Here is a 15,111-nt window from a genome sequence, read left to right on the forward strand (position 1 = left end):
GGACCCCTCGGAGTCTCCAAATAAAGCGACGAGACAGATCGACGATGGCTCAATGCCCTCACCTATCCACAACGACGTTCCCTCGTGCTCGCCAACATAACGTGTCGTAGAAAAGTTGATCGTCTCGATCGGGTCTTCGTCGAGCGCAGGCAGTTGGTCTTCAGACGTGTGCGATTTCCGAAGATCGGCAAAATCATCTTTCACTGAAGCCGAGCATCCCGAAAATGCCAGGATCCCGCTCGCAACAAGCGTGATGACGAGCAGTCCACGTGCCTTGCGCATGGCTACAGTATGTCGAAACGCGCGCGTCGGCGTCACCGCAAACGATCGTTTCTGACTGCCTGGGCGTACCGTCCCGAACCAGTCGCCACAATCGTCCGCCGGAATGGCCGCGCAGCCGGGCTTCGGGTCGTAAATCTGCGGGGGCTGCAACGTTACGTCGTTTGCCGGGAATGTACTTGTAAACGACAGTAGGGATGATCATGAACGATTCCGATCTCGACGATCTGCTCACCGCAGCGATCGCGCCATTGCCTACCGCGACGTTGCGCGAAGCAACATCGCTTGTGGAGGCCACAAAGCCCTCTCGCCTCCGGCGCGGACAACGACGTCGGCCGCGCTGGGTGATCCCGGTCGTAGTAGTCGGTTCGCTCGCACTGACCGGCGCCGCGAGCATGACCGTTGCCCAACTTTCTGGTTGGCCGTGGGTGGAGTTGCCGGAGGGGTACTTGCGATCACATCGCATTCCGGTCGAGTACACCACTGCAGACGGGCACTCGGAGTCCTGCGGTGCGTACGTGGAGTTGCGAAACGCGGATCAGGCTGACATCGCCGCGCTCAATGACGAAATCGACTCACGGGACTGGACGGGCTTCGGGCAGCAGCTCTACGAACGCGGCACACCCGTCGACGAGGATCCCGGCAGCGAAACTCGCGTTGGGAATGAGTTGTATCCGGAACTCGTCGCGATGACGAAGACGGCCATTCCTGGCGTTCTTGATCTCGAGGAATCAATGCACGTCGCGGTGGGGGATCCTGACGGCCCGGTTTCCATCGGAGCGATGGGCTTGAGCTGCAGGGTAGACGAGAAGTGAGCGCTCGCAAGGACAGGCGGCTCGCACGATTCGAACGCGCGGTGTCCGAGAACTCCCCAGCACTTCTCACGTACTTCGCTCGGCGTACTGATCCGACTTTCGATGCGGCGGATCTTCTCGCCGATACCCTGCTCACGCTGTGGAAGAAAGCGCACGTCCTTCCGGCAGCTGACGAAGAGATCAGACCGTGGATGTTCGGAATAGCGAGGAACGTATTACTCCATCATCGAAGGAGCGCGGCACGACGTCACGCGCTCGCGGACCGACTCCGCAGCCAACTCTCGGCGGAACCCACGGCCGGCTTCGCGGACAGCGACGCTTTTGACGAGCTTCACGACGCGCTGAGCTCGCTAGACCAGATCGATCAAGAAATCATCACCTTGCTTCACTGGGATGGACTCTCACTCAACGAGATCGCTCGAGCACTGGGCTTGAAGGACGGCACCATTCGCAGCCGATATCACCGAGCGCGAACGAGACTACGCGGGCAACTAACTGATGCTGAGTACGTTGGCGACGGCAGGTAAGCATGCGGACGGACGTCGGTTGGCACGAACGACATGTCTCATCCGCAGTCTGCAGAAGCAACCGCAGGTCAAGCCTCACGGAGGATGCTGTCGTGGCGCGGTCTTGACGTCACCGCGGCTACTTCAGCGTGAGCGTGTCCACGCCCGGCCAGTCTTCATAACTGATCTCGATAGTGACCGGACCGTGGGTGATTTCGTCCGGCAGTTCGAATTCGTGGGTTGTTGGGGCGATGTCTGCAGTGCAGGGGTCGTTGGGGGATGCCCCGAACGTCACCGCGATACGATCTGGGCTGAATTGTGTGAGGGCGGTCGCAATACGGGGACAGCTCCCGCTGCCCAACGTCACGATGGCGAATGTCTTGCCGCGTTCAATCCACGTGGTCGCGGGATCCTCGCTGAACGGCTCGAGGACAAGCCCATCTGGGATACCCGGCTTCATCGCCTGAGCGACGCCAGCGCCCGAACCGCTGCACCCGGCCAGCACGCAGACCAAGACCATGGCTCCAAGCCCCATGAAACGAGCGCGCACCTTCGCCATGATCCGATCATGACCGGCTGCCACGTACAGACTACAAATCGTTACACCATCGAGTTCTACGGAAGCGCCTCATCTATGACCGATACATTGCCCACACCCGAGTCACCCAGTCGCCTTCTGGTGCCGCAGAGCGACATCAGCACACCGGAGTTGCAACGTCGCGCCTATGGGCCGAATCAGCCGCCGCTGAGCGACGCTGAACTCGCACAGCTTCGCAGCATGAGCGAGCGCTCTACTATCGGGCCCGGAGCCGCGTCGGTCGAGGAAGTCATGCATGGTCGCGGCTCGCAACGCCAACGAATGGTAGCTTGGCGCGTCGCCGCGGGGATCGGCGTTGTCATCGCCGGCTTCACCGGCTACGCACTCGGCAGCAGCACGACGAACACGATCAAACCCGAGTCCGAGCACTTCGGAAACGGCATCGAAGTCGACCCCGGAGACATCCGACTGTTCAATGACGCCGACTGCGAGCCCATTCTCAGTCCAGACAACGGAACACTTACAGGCGTTCGCTGCGTCTGGAGCGACGGCGAGGAAGCCACTCTATTTGCAGCGACCACTGGGGCTTCGTAGCAACCACCGAGTCCGCCAGTACCGCGTCGGGCTCATCCCAAGTTCTCGACGACAGAGCACCTTGTATCGACCAGCGCCCGCGTAGGCGAATGTAAGATCGGCTAATGCGCACCCGCCGGACGGTTATGGTCTACATAGACGGGTTCGCGCTCTACAAGGCTCTACTCCAGTACAAATATCGCGAGTACAAGTGGCTCGATTTGGAAGCACTGGCTGGTCGTCTGTTCCCGCACAGGGACGTGGTCGGAGTGAAGTACTTCACTGCGGCTCTCAAACCTTTGACCAATGACCCCGGGATTGGACAGCGTCAGCAGATCTACTGGCGCGCGCTCAGGACCACGAACGTTGAGATCATCGAAGGTAAGTTCAGTTTCGTGAAGCAGTACCTACCCGTTCATCCTGAAGAGGTAGATGAGAACGGCCGAGTTGTTACGGTTCGGGTGAAGCGTCCTGAGGAGAAGGGCAGCGATGTCGCTTTGGCGTCTAACCTGCTGATAGACGCCATGGAAGACCGAGCGGATTCATACGCGATCGTCACGAACGACTCGGACCTCGTCCCGCCCATGCAATTGCTCAGCGAGCGGGGCAAGGGGATCGCGCTGGTGTCCGTCGCTCACGAGAAGTACAACAAGGCGTTCGAAGAGGTGGGACTCGAGACGGTTCGCCAGATTCGGCGGGGCACGCTGGCCGCTTCTCAATTCGCGATGGCCGTGAAGGACGATGAGGGACGGACGATTCGCAAGCCACCATCCTGGCCATGAAAAAAGCAGGCCCCCGATTTCTCGGGGGCCGCGCCCGGTAGCCGAAGCATCCAGGTGGTTATACGTCTAGGGTAGCGCAGCTGACGCCGTACCGGCGAGTTATCTCAAAGTCGAGTTCAACTTCCAGCCGAAAACGATCGTTTGCGGCGGGAGCCAAGTGCACGACACGACAGGGGTGCCGTTAACGCTCGTCGCAACCACGAATCGGCAGGCGTTCTTGGTGGAGGTTGGGTTGATCGACAGCCGGTCGACGTTATGGTCTTGCAACCAGTGGGATAATCGCCGCATGATTCGCGTCGTGCTGTTCGACCTCGACGGCGTCATTCGTCACTTCGATCGGGATTACACGACCGGCATAGAGCTCAGACACGGGCTGACTCCCGGGTCGCTCGAAGGCATCGCTTTCGCGAAACCATTGATTGAAGCGGTGACGACTGGTCGGATCTCCAGAGCCGATTGGATCCGACAGGTCGGTGACCGTGCCGGTAGCGTCCAGGCTGCTGACGAGTGGGGAGTCCAACCTGCAGCCCTAGACGTCGCCGTCTTGGAGTTGGCCGACAAGGTGCGCAGCCTTGGTCTTCGAACGGCAGTGCTCACGAACGGTACGGACACCATCCCCGCGGAGGTCGCGGCGATGGGCATTGCGAAGAGGTTTGATGCGATCTTCAACTCGGCGGACATCGGCTTCACGAAGCCAGATGTGCGTGCCTTCCGACACGTCTTGGATGCACTTGACGTGGGACCAGGCGAGATCCTCTTCACAGATGACTCTGCATCGAAACTTTCCGGTGCTGCCAGTATCTCGATGCGCACCCACTTGTTCGAGGGCGTCGAAGGCCTTCGAACTCGGCTCATCGCCGAGGGCGTCGCAGTTTGAGCAACACGGCTCACACCCATTCGGCGTAGAAGGTGATGTTTTAGCACCTGCCGATAACGATCGTTTCCGGCGACCTCGTCTCTTGCGACAGCGACCTGCGCGACACGCCGAGGAACGATCCGCCGAAACCCCTTGCCGAACCCGATTCACGCCGAAACGCATGTGGTACGTATTCGGCTGCCCCCCGAGAGTGGGCGTTCGCGACCACACAGAAGCGATGCAATGCACGCAGGCACCCTCGGTGAGCGGCACCCTATAGAAGCACACCCCTACACCTTGCTACACATCGTAAAAATACCTGGATAACCCGTAAAACGCGACTTATCCTGGCGGCATGCGAGGAGGTCTCGAGCGCTGGAAACGAGGTGTCGATTCCCGGGGGGTTCGACAGGCGATCTCCTACGCACTCGAGGGCACGTGCGACGCACATCTTCATCACACGACCGGTGTCAACGCGCTCGAGACATATAGCGCAGCATCCGATTCAACCGTTTCCCGGTTCATCGTCAACAACGGCGTCATCACTTCCGACGAGCTCACTGCCGGCGGGCTTCGCGTCTGGCTCACCGGCCACGACCCGGTCACCGGAGAAGAGCGCGGCCATCAGCGGCTGAGCCCCGACGCCGACCTGCTGCTCGACGGAACGCTCAACCACCCGAAGTCGTACAGCATCGCCGCGCTGCTGCATCCCGAACTCGCCACCGAATTCGAAGCTCTCCAAGACCGACTGTGTGAACGCATCCTGCTCACCTGGCAGACCGAGCTCAACGCACGACGCGGACACGGCGGGCTCATCCGTGAGGAGATCACCCGCGTCGAGGTCGTCGAGCTGCAGCACCGTCGCTCGCGTGCGCTCGACCCGCACATCCACCGTCACCTCTGGCTGAACATCAAGGTGCTCGGCGCCGACGGCAAGTGGTCGAACCTCGACTCGCGCGTCGCGATGAAACTGCACACCGTCGTCAACGCCGAGGGCGAGCTCGCCGCCCGCACCGATCCCGCCTGGGTCGCCGCGCTCGCCCGGCACGGATACACCCTGGACGAGACTGGCGAGATCGCCGAACTCGCCAGCGCCGTCCGACCCGTCTCGCGCCGGGCGGCGCAGATCGAATCCAACCGCGCGCACCTGATCGCGGAGTGGTCGGCGGCGCACAGAGGCTCGGCTCCGAGCGTGGAGGTGCTGCAGCAGATCGATCGGCGCGCGTGGGCGGTGTCGCGCCCGAACAAACCGGCCGACCTCGACGAGGCGGATTGGGAGGCTCAAGTCCGCGATGAGATCGCCGCCATCGACCCGAAACTGATCACACCTCACGCGCCCACTCCGGTCGCTGGGGCAGACCTGCATGTGGTCGATTTGGATCTGCTCGCGGCACAGGCCGTCGTCGACGCCGACGAGCGCTCCACCTCATGCGGCGGAAGGTTCAGCATCTTCGACATCCGCGCGGGCGCCATACGCGCGCTCTCACGCACGGGCGTCGTCGCCGAGCGCAACCGACTCGACGGCGTGATCAGCGAGATCACCGAGCGGGCGATACGTTCTGTCCACCGGCTCGTTGCGGACGATCCACCCGCGCACGTCAAGGCGTTCATGGCGACCGAAACCGTGCGCGCGAAGGTGCGTCTCGCCGGCCGCTTGGACGTGCTCGCCCATCCCGGGCGCTCGCTGTTGACCAGCGAGCTGCACAGGCTGGCACCGGACGCGGATCTTTCGACGCTGGATGCCTCGCAGAGCGCGGCCGCGTGCGCGATCGCCGGCACGAACGGGCTCGTGACGGTGACCGGGCCAGCCGGTGCGGGCAAGACAACAATGCTGCGCACTGCATTCACGGCGCTGACGACGCAGCGGCGACGGATGCTCGTTGTCGCTCCCACACGGAAGGCGGCATCCGTGGCGTCTCGCGAGGTCGGCGCCGAGGCATCCAGCATCCACGCCCTGCTCTCGGACCACGGCTACCGATGGGGCACAGACTCTGCCGGCGCGAAAGTCTGGACCAGGGTTCGAGCGGGAGATGTTGATCCCGACACCAGCACCGCGTACGGCGGGCCCAGCCAGTACGCGTTGCGTCCGCACGACCGGATCGTCATCGACGAGGCCGGAATGGTCGACCTGAATGCGGCGAACGCGCTCGTCGAACTCGCGATCGAGCAAGGTGTCGGGCTGGCGTTCGTCGGCGACACGCATCAGGCGCTGCCAGTCGGGCATGCGGGGGCGATGGGGTCTGCGATCCGGCATGCGAACGCCGCGGTCGAGCTCGACACGGTGCACCGGTTCCGCGATCCCGACTACGCGGCGCTCACGCTGCGGCTCCGGGATGCGGGTGATCACGAGCGCGCGCTGGCGGTTGCGGGCGAGCTTGCCGAACAGGGCCACGTCGACAGGGTCGACCATCACGAAGCGGCGCGTGAGCGGATAATCGAGGCGTACTTCGAGTGGCATGCGCGCGGTAAGCGGGTGACGCTGGTGTCCGGCACGAACGCCGAGGCGGATGCGATCAACGACGCCATCCAGCAACGGCGAGTGGATCAGGGCGAGCTCGATGCCGGCGTCGTCGCGTGGGGAATGGGCGAGCAGCGCATCCTCGTCGGTGACACCGTCCAGACCCGTCGCAACGACCGTCGCACGGGCGTCGAGAATCGTGCGCAGTGGGTTGTGCGCAGCATCCGCGACGAGTATCTATCTCTTGTCTCCGTGAGCGACAGCGGCGAGGTGGCACGAGTCTCGGCCGACTACGCGCGCCAGCATCTGCAACTCGCGTACGCGTCCACCGTGCACGGGGTGCAGGGTGACACCGCCGATGCGTCGGTGGTCGGGCCGGACGTGGATGCCGCGGGGCTCTACGTCGGCCTGACGCGCGGGCGGGTGCACAACCTCGCGGTCGTGGTCGCGCGAACGGATGCTGCGGCGCGCGAGCGCCTTGTGGAGTCGATGCAGCGGGGCACGCCGGAGCTGACGATGCAGGATGCCGTGCGTGCGGCGGAGGCGGAGCTGCGGCGTGCGGCGCGGATGCACGAGGCGGCGGTGGGTACCGGACCGGTGGTCAGGGAGCTGAGGGCTGGGCGTGGAATCGGGGCGTAGTGTTGGTGGAGACCTTCGTTACTAACACTTATTGCGATAAATGTTGGTAACATCGTTTCATGGCTACACCTGCCAGCAGTCCCATCCCCATCGATGCGGTGACTTACGAGATCTTCGACTGGGCGCCGCGTGCACCTCAGATCCATTCGCGCGCCGAAGTGGAGCGTCAGACTGGTGCATACGACGCTGCAGTGACGCCGGCCATAGCCGCGTGGAGTCCTGTCATCTCGAGTGAGGATTCGGCGGACGTCGAGGACGCGACGCGTCAGCTGGTCGAGTTCGATCACCATGCGCAGCGGAAGCTCGGCACGGGCAATCCTGCATTGGGGCCGATGACGGCGATCCTGCTGCGCACGGAGTCGGCGTCGAGCTCGCAGATCGAGCAGCTCACGACGTCGGCCAAGCAGCTTGCCCTCGCGGAGATCGACGAGGGTGATAAGGCGAACGCGCTCACGGTCGTCGGGAATGTTCGCGCCATGGAGGCCGCGCTGCAGCTCGCCGATGACATCAGCGAGAACTCGATCCTGGCGATGCACAAAGCGCTGATGCTCCATCAGACCGGCTTCCCGCCTGAGGATGTGGGGCGATTCCGCAATGAGCAGGTCTGGATCGGGAAGGGCGAAGCCGGTCCTCGCGTCGCCGACTTCGTCGCACCACATCAGGGTCGTGTTCCCGGTGCGATCGGAGACCTTGTCCGGTTCGTGAAGCGCCAGGACGTGCCGGTTCTCGTGCAAGTTGCCGTGGCGCATGCACAGTTCGAGACGATCCACCCGTTCCCGGATGGCAACGGTCGAACCGGCCGCGCACTCGCGCAGTCGATTCTGAGAAACAAGGGCCTCGTCGGATCGACCGCCGTGCCGATCTCTGCCGGCCTACTCGTCGACGTGCCCCGCTACTTCGATGCACTCACCTCTTTCCGTGACGGCGACGCCGGCCCGATCATCCGCGCCTTCGCCGGCGCGAGCAGGATCGCTGCCGCCACGGGAACGGAGCTCGTCGATGATCTCGTCGAGCAGCTCGACGAGTCCCGCGCGAAGATGACGGGCATCCGTGCGGATGCCGCGGCGTGGAAGATCCTGCCCACACTGGTTGGCCAGCCCGCGGTGAACGTCAAGTACCTCAAGAGCGCGCTGGGTCTCGGGGAGATGACCGCGCTTCGCGCGCTCGATTCGCTCACCGAGCGCGAGGTGCTCACTGAGACCACGGGGAAGAGTCGTGGCCGCGTGTGGCAGCACCGGGGGATCTTCGAGGCGCTCGATGCGTACGCGTCTGTGATTCGGCGGATGTCGGGGCGCTGATGCGTAGCCGTTGTTGCTCCCGCGTCCTCATCGCACCCGGTGCCGTGCTCGCTGGGCGGGTGCCGGGTTGGCTTTCGAGCGTGACATGCACTTACTCGTGACGTGTTGGTTCGCCAAGAGGAACTCGAACGACGCGGTGTACCGGCTCTGCGATCCTGCCGATGCAGCGCCCACGCTGTGGCTTCGGGATGCGGGAGCCGGGTGCGGGTGGGGATGTGGAGGTGCCCGATTGGCGGGCGCTGAGCGAGAGAGCGTTCGGCCGGGCTATACGGGCGACGTAGGCGGCGCTTCAGCATCGCTACCGGAACCCTCGTCGCAGACGTCCCTGAAGGACCGGTGATCGGGCGCGCCGACCGACTCTCAGGTAGCTGACCGCACGAGCGGTCCCAGGCTAATCGTCCAACTACGCCGGTGCCTCGCCGGCTGCCGCGTCGGGTGGCGAGTGCTTCTCTAGCAGGCCTCGCACGATCGCCTCTACCGGTTGACCCAACAGCATGGCCACACTCATCTGGAGGCGGATCCGGTCGTTGTCGTTCGGCAATTCACGCGTCGCCCGACTGTTTTCGTTGTGCGCAACCTGGGCGGCAACGGACTCGGGCATGTCTAGCTCTGCCGCCTGCAATCTGCTCTCGAGGTCCCCGATGAGCAGTTCCGCTACCTCAGCCGCTTCCTCACGGGTGTGCACCGGGAGATCCGGGCCCATCATTCCGCGAGGCGGTAGAACGTTGCCAAGGGCATTGGTGACTAGCACTGGAAGCAGACTAAGGATGCTAGTGCCGCTATAACCGCCAGCCAACGGCCCGTCGGGCCGGAGCCCCGATTCCTCGCGGTAGTTCTTCGGTATGTTCCAGTAGCGAGCGTTCGCTCTACCGATGCGTTCGGGAAGCGAGAGCAGGCGCTGCTCGATCAGCCAGTCACTTGCTCGGACTCGCAGCTCTGCCAAGGAACTCGCGATTACGTTGCTCTTCGTCGTGGCTTTGATTGCACCGCTTTGAAAGCCCCCTTCTGCGAGCAGCACGCCCCTGTCCGCACCGACGTCCTCGACAACGCTTCGGAGCGCGAGGACCTTCTCCTTCTTGACGCGTGACTTCCAGGCCTTGCATTCGACGACCCACATGAGATCTAGGCCAGCGTGTTGGTAAGCGACGAGCACATCGACATCGTGTGACGCCCGAGCGCCCTCCACGGTCACGTCCGTCTCTGCGGTGAAGCCAAGCTCGCGAAAGAGGCTTGCTGATTGCTCTTGGTAGTCTTTCCATGCTGGCATCCACCTAGCATGGCGGACGCCGCGAAGAGCTGGGGCACGCGCGCTCGAAGGGGCCAGCGTCGGTGAGGGACTCCTCATCGGGCGGGAAACTTCCGATCATCGAAGCGCGGGTAGGACCACCGCTCAATCTGGGATCCTCCGAGCGACTGGTCGCACGAAGGAGGACACGCCGAACCGCGGAGAGCCAGACTCGGTCCACGGATCATGGATAACATCCAGATCGAAGCAGTTGTAGTCGAATGCACTCGTCCGAAAGCGGGGAGCCGATGCCAATCTTCGAGGGGATGGGCGATGGAACTCAGTTTCCGCACTCGGCAATTGCGGGAGTTCTGCACAAGCCCCGAGGTCGACTTCATGGCGCAGGACGACGTCGAGGACCTCATCGTGCGATTGGCGGACCTGATGGCCGCCGATGAGCTCGACGACCTACCCTGGGGTGTAAAGATTCGTGATTCTGAGCCTGGCTCTGTGGCTATCGAGGTCAACGAGAGGTGGGCGATCGTGGGACGACTAGATCATGTGCCACAGTCCGCGAATCTGGATTCGCTGCGATCGACGCGGGTGCGAATCGATGAACTTAAGCGAAGGGACATCACCGGATGACTACAGTCACGGCTTTTGAGCCCCGGTGGGCGTCTAGCCCTTCCGACGCAATCCGGAGGTTGCTCGACCATCGAGGCTGGACGGCCGAAGACCTCGCCGATCAGCTTGGTATCGGCGACCCTGCGACCAGGCGACTACTTGCGGGTTCGCAGGAGATTACCGTCGACATCGCCGCCCTCCTCGCGGACCGAGTTGGTGGTTCGAGTTCCTTCTGGCTCGCTCGCGAGCGTCAGTACCGTGAGGCCACGGAGTGGTTAACAGCTGACGAACTTCTTCAACGCATGCCGATGAGTCAGATGATCCAGCTCGGATGGGTTGATTCGAGCGACAGTTGGCGGTCTCAAGCGAGGATCGGCTTGGCGTTCTTTGGCGCGTCGGATGCAGAAGAGGGCAGAAGGAAGATCCGCGACGCAATCGGCGGCGCACACTACCGAACTTCGAGCGCGTTCTCATCAGACGAAGTGACCTTGGCGGCGTGGCTCAGGCGGGCGGAGCTTGAGGCGGAGGATCTCGGCGTTGGGGAGTGGAACGCTGCTCGCTTGCGCGGTAGCCTGCCCGCAATTCGCAATCTGACTCGCGTAGCAGACCCCGCGGACTTCCTCCCAGCGCTCCAAGAACTCGCCGCTGACGCAGGTGTTGCGATCGTCGTCGTCCGGGCCCCGAAGGGATGTGTTCTTAGTGGTGCGGCGTTCAGAACAACTAATGGCACCGCGACAGTCGCGTTGACAGCTCGCCACCTCAGTGACGATCACCTTTGGTTCACGATCTTCCATGAGATCGGGCACCTGCTACTGCACGGTGCAGAAGAGACGTTCCTGGATGACTTTGAGGGGGCGGAGAGTTCCGCAGAGGCCAGCTCTGCGGAGTCAGAGGCAGATCGCTTCGCCCAACAGGCCTTGGTTCCGAGTGGGATCGACTCTCTACGCGTGTCTGGCCGAGGCCCCACGAAGCGAGATGTGCTTCGATTCGCCTCGCGCGAGAACGTATCTGCCGGAGCTGTGGTCGGACAGCTTCAACACGAGGGCGTGGTGCAGTTCAACCAACTGAACACGTTGAAGCGTCGCTATAAGTGGGAAGGAACTACCCTGAGAATCTGACGTAGCGATCCGGGCTCTTCTGCCAATTGCAGACCGCGTCTTCGAGAACGTCTGGGGCGAGCCCAGTCGCCGATGACAAGCTCTGAAGAGCAACTTGCAGTTCGCGCGCGCTAGCCGTAGATCCGTCAGGTTCGAGCAACATCCGCGCGCCAGCAAGTGGGCCGGTGGCCCCAACGAGGTACGAGTGGGGCGGCACTGCCTCGATCAGACGAAGCCGATGGAGCGTAGTCAGGTAATCGAACTTCGCAATCCTGCCAAAGCGGGCCACCTCCCGAAGTGACCGGTAGAGCGCGTCAAACCGTTCCTCGGGCGTCAGCGGCGCGAAGGGAGCGAACCGCTCCGCGTGCTCGCCGCCGCCTGAGTGCACCCAGTCGATGTAGCTCTCGAAAGCCGCACCTGTCCCGTTGTCTGTCCACGCCTTGAGACTCTCGTACTTTCGATGATTCCCGAATCCCTGTGGCCCAGGCGCCGCTCGCAACGCCTCCTGGTTGTCGTCGAGCCAATACCTAAAGGCGGTCACGTCGTTGGAGGTGTTGCTCCAATCCCAGAGATCTCCTTCCCCAAGCCTCCCGTAAACATCGCGAACATAGCGCCATCCGGCTCGTAGATGTTTCCCGAAGTGCACATACAAGAAGACAAGCCACACCGCTTCGTCGTAGTTGCCTGCGTCTCGATGGATAAGGGCCGCACGCAACGGATCGAACCCCGGCTTGGCCGGATCGCAGCTCGCGGGATCGAGGACGCGCTCCTGAAGGACCGAGAAGTAGCGCACCCGCTGCTCAGAGTCGATGATCTGATTAATCAAGGCTCCCCGGACCGCGGGGTCGACGATTCCGGGCAGTGCACCGTTCTGCGCTTCGAAATCGCGCAACAACCCATCGATACGCTCGGCGTCGACGATGTAGTTAGCGCGCATCATTCTCCTCGAGCCGCGGCAGTCGGTCGGTCAGGTAGACCTTGAAGAAATCGCTCGTCATAGAAGTGCGTATGCGACTGAGCTCTTCCACTGTTGCCGCGCGGAACGCGAGAAGGAGGCGAATCAGATCATCCCAGTAGTCTGCGCCAAGATCCTCCAGCACAGGCTTTTCGTCGGTTTGCGTCCGTAAGGCGACTTCGGCCGACCTCAGGCGCTCGACTCCGACGTCTAGCGCGACGTTCGGCATGGCTGGCATCGGTGTCGATTGGTGCCAGCCTTCGTCAAGAAACGTACGAGCATCATCGATGTTGCGGGCGTAGAGGTGCAGGCTGCCGACAAAGTGCTTGTATGTGCCCAGCTCGACGCCCAAGCGGATCGCAACCATCTCCTGAATCATCGTGAATGCGAACAGATCGTGAGGCAGCCCCAAGTACGCATCGTTTGATCGCATGCTCGCCACCATGTCCAGACGGCCCTCCCTGATGAAGAACTGCAGGTTGGTGGTACATGGGACGTCCTTCACGTTGGTGAGGTCGTCGTGCGCGAAGATCTGCGCGACAGCCTGACGGCTATCTGGCTTTCGCCGCAGGAGTTCGATGATGTCCTCAAGTCGGTGCTGCGGGCCGAACAGTCGGGGTCCATAGGCGCCCTCGACGCGGCCGTCGACCGCAAAGTCCGGGTAGATCGAGATGTAGTACTTGACGAAATCGACGTCGTCCGAGCCGGACAGATACCAGAGCAGCTCGCCGAGGGCGCTAAAGATTCGACTGCGCTTGTGGCTTCTGCTCACCCTCGACCGCGGATCCGTGAGTTCGATCGCAACTCCGACAAGCTCAAGCGCTTCACCCTTGGTCGGATGAATCGTCTTGCCGCTCTCAAGCAGGTGACCAAGGATCTCGTGCAATAGATCGTCGAGCGTACTTTCGCTCGCGCAGAATATCGTCATCGTTCTCCCATGAGGTGGCGCCGGGTAAACGCTAGTAGAGATCCCTGATGCCGGTAGTGATTCAACAGTTCGACGGATACCGTGTCGATGACGAGCGAATAGAGTAGCGGCATGCTCGAGAACCCGGCTGCGCTTGAGGTGGCGGCGGCGATCATCGAGCAGGACGGGCTGGTGCTCGCGTGCCGGCGGAACAGCGATCGAGTGCTTGGGGGAAAGTGGGAGTTCCCGGGTGGCAAACTCGAACCAGGCGAGTCTCCGAGCCAAGCACTTGTCCGGGAGATCCACGAGGAGCTTGGCGTCCACGTGGCGGTCACTGGAACGCTGACAACCGACGACACCATCGTTGGCAGTCAAATCATCAGGCTGATCTGCCTCAGAGCGGAGCTCCTCGGCTCACGACCCGAGGCAAGTACGGATCACGATGATCTACGTTGGGTTCGCCGCGAGGAGTTGCCCGACCTCGATTGGGCCGACGCCGACTTGCCGGCGGTGCGTCTTCTGACGAGGGAAATGACTCTCTAGCCGTCGGCGGTCGTTCGCCCGCCTGTACTCAGAGACAGACTCGTAGATCCGAACCTTGCGTTGCTCAGAAGGGCGTTCGACCTCGACAGTTTCGAGCTGGCTCCCGCGCAGCCCGGAGTCGGAGCCAACACAAGTCCCGACGACGACGCAGACACCGACCTACCGACGACGTGACACTTGGCGGAGCGCACGGCGAGGGACCCCAATCGGTCGCCGCCCGAAAGCGGATCGCCCAGCAAGTCGCTGCTCATGTGCAGAGCGAGCGGATCCCATGCGCCGACGCAAGGAACGCCACCCCAGGCAGGGTGGCGTTCCTTGTTGTTGAGAGGGGGTCAGCCCTGCTCAGTGATGCTCGTGTTGGGGTGACGGGCCGCGGCCGCCGGGCCGATGTACCGACCCGAAATCGCACTGCGGTGATGCGTGCCGCTGGAGCGGTTCGCACCGCTCTCCGAGACGCTTGTGCGCGGGTGACGCGCGGCTGCGGCGGATGAGATGTAGCGACCTGAGATCGCGCTGCGGTGTGCCATGAGAGGCCTTTCTGTTGAGACAGCCTGCAAGCTGTTGCCTGCATTGCTTAGAACACTACGCAAGACTCGTCCTTGGCGCAAGTTACCCAATGCAAAGCTTGGTCAACTGCGCAAGAATGGACGTATGACCCCTCGAGTGACCACTACGACCAGCGATCTCGGCCCCTTCCTCAAGAGCGCACGACGATCTGTGGGGCTGACACTCCGGGACGTCGAAGCGAAGACGGACATCACCAACGGGTATCTCTCACAGATCGAGAACCAGTTGATAGCGAAGCCGTCCCCTAACGTGCTGTTCCAGTTGGCGGAACTCTATGGCGTCGAGTACTCCGAGCTTCTTGTCAGAGCCGGGCACCGTGTGCCATCAGCTCCCTCGCAGCCGTCCGATTCGCTCAACGGCATACCGCTCCGAGCGCTCGAAGACCTCACGGAGGATGAGAAGAAGGATCTGATGGACTACCTCAACTACCTCAAGAGCAAGCGGTAGGC

General features: G+C 62.5%; 15 protein-coding genes and 1 pseudogene. 11 read left to right on the top strand and 5 right to left on the bottom strand.

The features are described from left to right. Positions 1–282: pseudogene (locus tag AB0269_RS13145) on the bottom strand (hypothetical protein); the annotation flags it as partial. 200 nt (positions 283–482) lie between these two features. Between AB0269_RS13145 and AB0269_RS13150 the strand changes: the two are divergent. Both AB0269_RS13150 and AB0269_RS13155 read left to right on the top strand, forming a co-directional pair. Next, positions 483–1,094 (top strand): hypothetical protein, encoded by a 612-nt coding sequence (locus tag AB0269_RS13150; RefSeq protein WP_366211710.1) that lies wholly within the window; start codon positions 483–485, stop codon positions 1,092–1,094. After that, complete coding sequence (locus tag AB0269_RS13155) at positions 1,091–1,621, top strand: sigma-70 family RNA polymerase sigma factor (RefSeq protein WP_366211711.1); 531 nt, start codon at positions 1,091–1,093, stop codon at positions 1,619–1,621. The genes AB0269_RS13150 and AB0269_RS13155 overlap by 4 nt, the downstream gene beginning before the upstream one ends. A gap of 118 nt (positions 1,622–1,739) precedes the next feature. Here the strand turns inward: AB0269_RS13155 and AB0269_RS13160 are convergent, their stop codons facing one another. Continuing rightward, positions 1,740–2,159 carry a hypothetical protein gene (locus AB0269_RS13160; protein WP_366211712.1) on the bottom strand — a complete coding sequence of 140 codons (420 nt, stop codon included), beginning with the start codon at positions 2,157–2,159 and terminating at the stop codon, positions 1,740–1,742. A 9-nt stretch (positions 2,160–2,168) separates the two neighbouring features. On the opposite strand from AB0269_RS13160, the gene AB0269_RS13165 reads away from it, so the two are divergent. The 5 genes from AB0269_RS13165 (at position 2,169) to AB0269_RS13185 (ending at position 8,744) form a co-directional block, all read left to right on the top strand. After that, positions 2,169–2,732 carry a hypothetical protein gene (locus AB0269_RS13165; RefSeq protein ID WP_366211713.1) on the top strand — a complete coding sequence of 188 codons (564 nt, stop codon included), beginning with the start codon at positions 2,169–2,171 and terminating at the stop codon, positions 2,730–2,732. Between the two features lie 104 nt (positions 2,733–2,836). Next, positions 2,837–3,493, top strand: a complete 657-nt coding sequence (locus AB0269_RS13170) for an NYN domain-containing protein (protein WP_366211714.1) — start codon at positions 2,837–2,839, stop codon at positions 3,491–3,493. Between the two features lie 286 nt (positions 3,494–3,779). Further along, complete coding sequence (locus AB0269_RS13175; protein WP_366211715.1) at positions 3,780–4,370, top strand: HAD-IA family hydrolase; 591 nt, start codon at positions 3,780–3,782, stop codon at positions 4,368–4,370. Between the two features lie 334 nt (positions 4,371–4,704). Beyond that, entirely contained in the window at positions 4,705–7,446 is a 2,742-nt protein-coding gene (locus tag AB0269_RS13180) for an AAA family ATPase (protein WP_366211716.1), read from the top strand. Between the two features lie 59 nt (positions 7,447–7,505). After that, the gene (locus AB0269_RS13185; protein ID WP_366211717.1) at positions 7,506–8,744 is read left to right on the top strand and encodes a Fic family protein; all 1,239 of its coding nucleotides are present in this window, start codon (positions 7,506–7,508) and stop codon (positions 8,742–8,744) included. 403 nt (positions 8,745–9,147) lie between these two features. On the opposite strand, the gene AB0269_RS13190 is transcribed toward AB0269_RS13185, so the two are convergent. Beyond that, positions 9,148–10,011 (bottom strand): restriction endonuclease, encoded by an 864-nt coding sequence (locus AB0269_RS13190; protein WP_366211718.1) that lies wholly within the window; start codon positions 10,009–10,011, stop codon positions 9,148–9,150. Between the two features lie 291 nt (positions 10,012–10,302). On the opposite strand from AB0269_RS13190, the gene AB0269_RS13195 reads away from it, so the two are divergent. Together AB0269_RS13195 and AB0269_RS13200 are read left to right on the top strand one after the other, a co-directional pair. Further along, positions 10,303–10,614 (top strand): hypothetical protein, encoded by a 312-nt coding sequence (locus AB0269_RS13195; protein ID WP_366211719.1) that lies wholly within the window; start codon positions 10,303–10,305, stop codon positions 10,612–10,614. Then, positions 10,611–11,711, top strand: coding sequence for an ImmA/IrrE family metallo-endopeptidase (locus tag AB0269_RS13200; protein WP_366211720.1), 1,101 nt, complete (start codon positions 10,611–10,613; stop codon positions 11,709–11,711). The genes AB0269_RS13195 and AB0269_RS13200 overlap by 4 nt, the downstream gene beginning before the upstream one ends. Here the strand turns inward: AB0269_RS13200 and AB0269_RS13205 are convergent. Together AB0269_RS13205 and AB0269_RS13210 are read right to left on the bottom strand one after the other, a co-directional pair. Continuing rightward, positions 11,695–12,627, bottom strand: a complete 933-nt coding sequence (locus AB0269_RS13205; protein WP_366211721.1) for a hypothetical protein — start codon at positions 12,625–12,627, stop codon at positions 11,695–11,697. The genes AB0269_RS13200 and AB0269_RS13205 overlap by 17 nt on opposite strands. Next, the gene (locus AB0269_RS13210; protein WP_366211722.1) at positions 12,617–13,573 is read right to left on the bottom strand and encodes a thymidylate synthase; all 957 of its coding nucleotides are present in this window, start codon (positions 13,571–13,573) and stop codon (positions 12,617–12,619) included. The genes AB0269_RS13205 and AB0269_RS13210 overlap by 11 nt, the downstream gene beginning before the upstream one ends. Before the next feature lie 111 nt (positions 13,574–13,684). On the opposite strand from AB0269_RS13210, the gene AB0269_RS13215 reads away from it, so the two are divergent. Together AB0269_RS13215 and AB0269_RS13220 are read left to right on the top strand one after the other, a co-directional pair. After that, a complete protein-coding gene (locus tag AB0269_RS13215) occupies positions 13,685–14,095 on the top strand; it encodes a (deoxy)nucleoside triphosphate pyrophosphohydrolase (protein ID WP_366211723.1) in 411 nt (136 codons plus the stop codon). A 651-nt stretch (positions 14,096–14,746) separates the two neighbouring features. Continuing rightward, complete coding sequence (locus AB0269_RS13220) at positions 14,747–15,109, top strand: helix-turn-helix transcriptional regulator (RefSeq protein ID WP_366211724.1); 363 nt, start codon at positions 14,747–14,749, stop codon at positions 15,107–15,109. The last annotated feature ends 2 nt before the right edge of the window (positions 15,110–15,111 follow it).

This window comes from Microbacterium sp. NPDC077644 (assembly GCF_040702785.1).
In the GTDB taxonomy this organism is placed as follows: domain Bacteria; phylum Actinomycetota; class Actinomycetes; order Actinomycetales; family Microbacteriaceae; genus Microbacterium.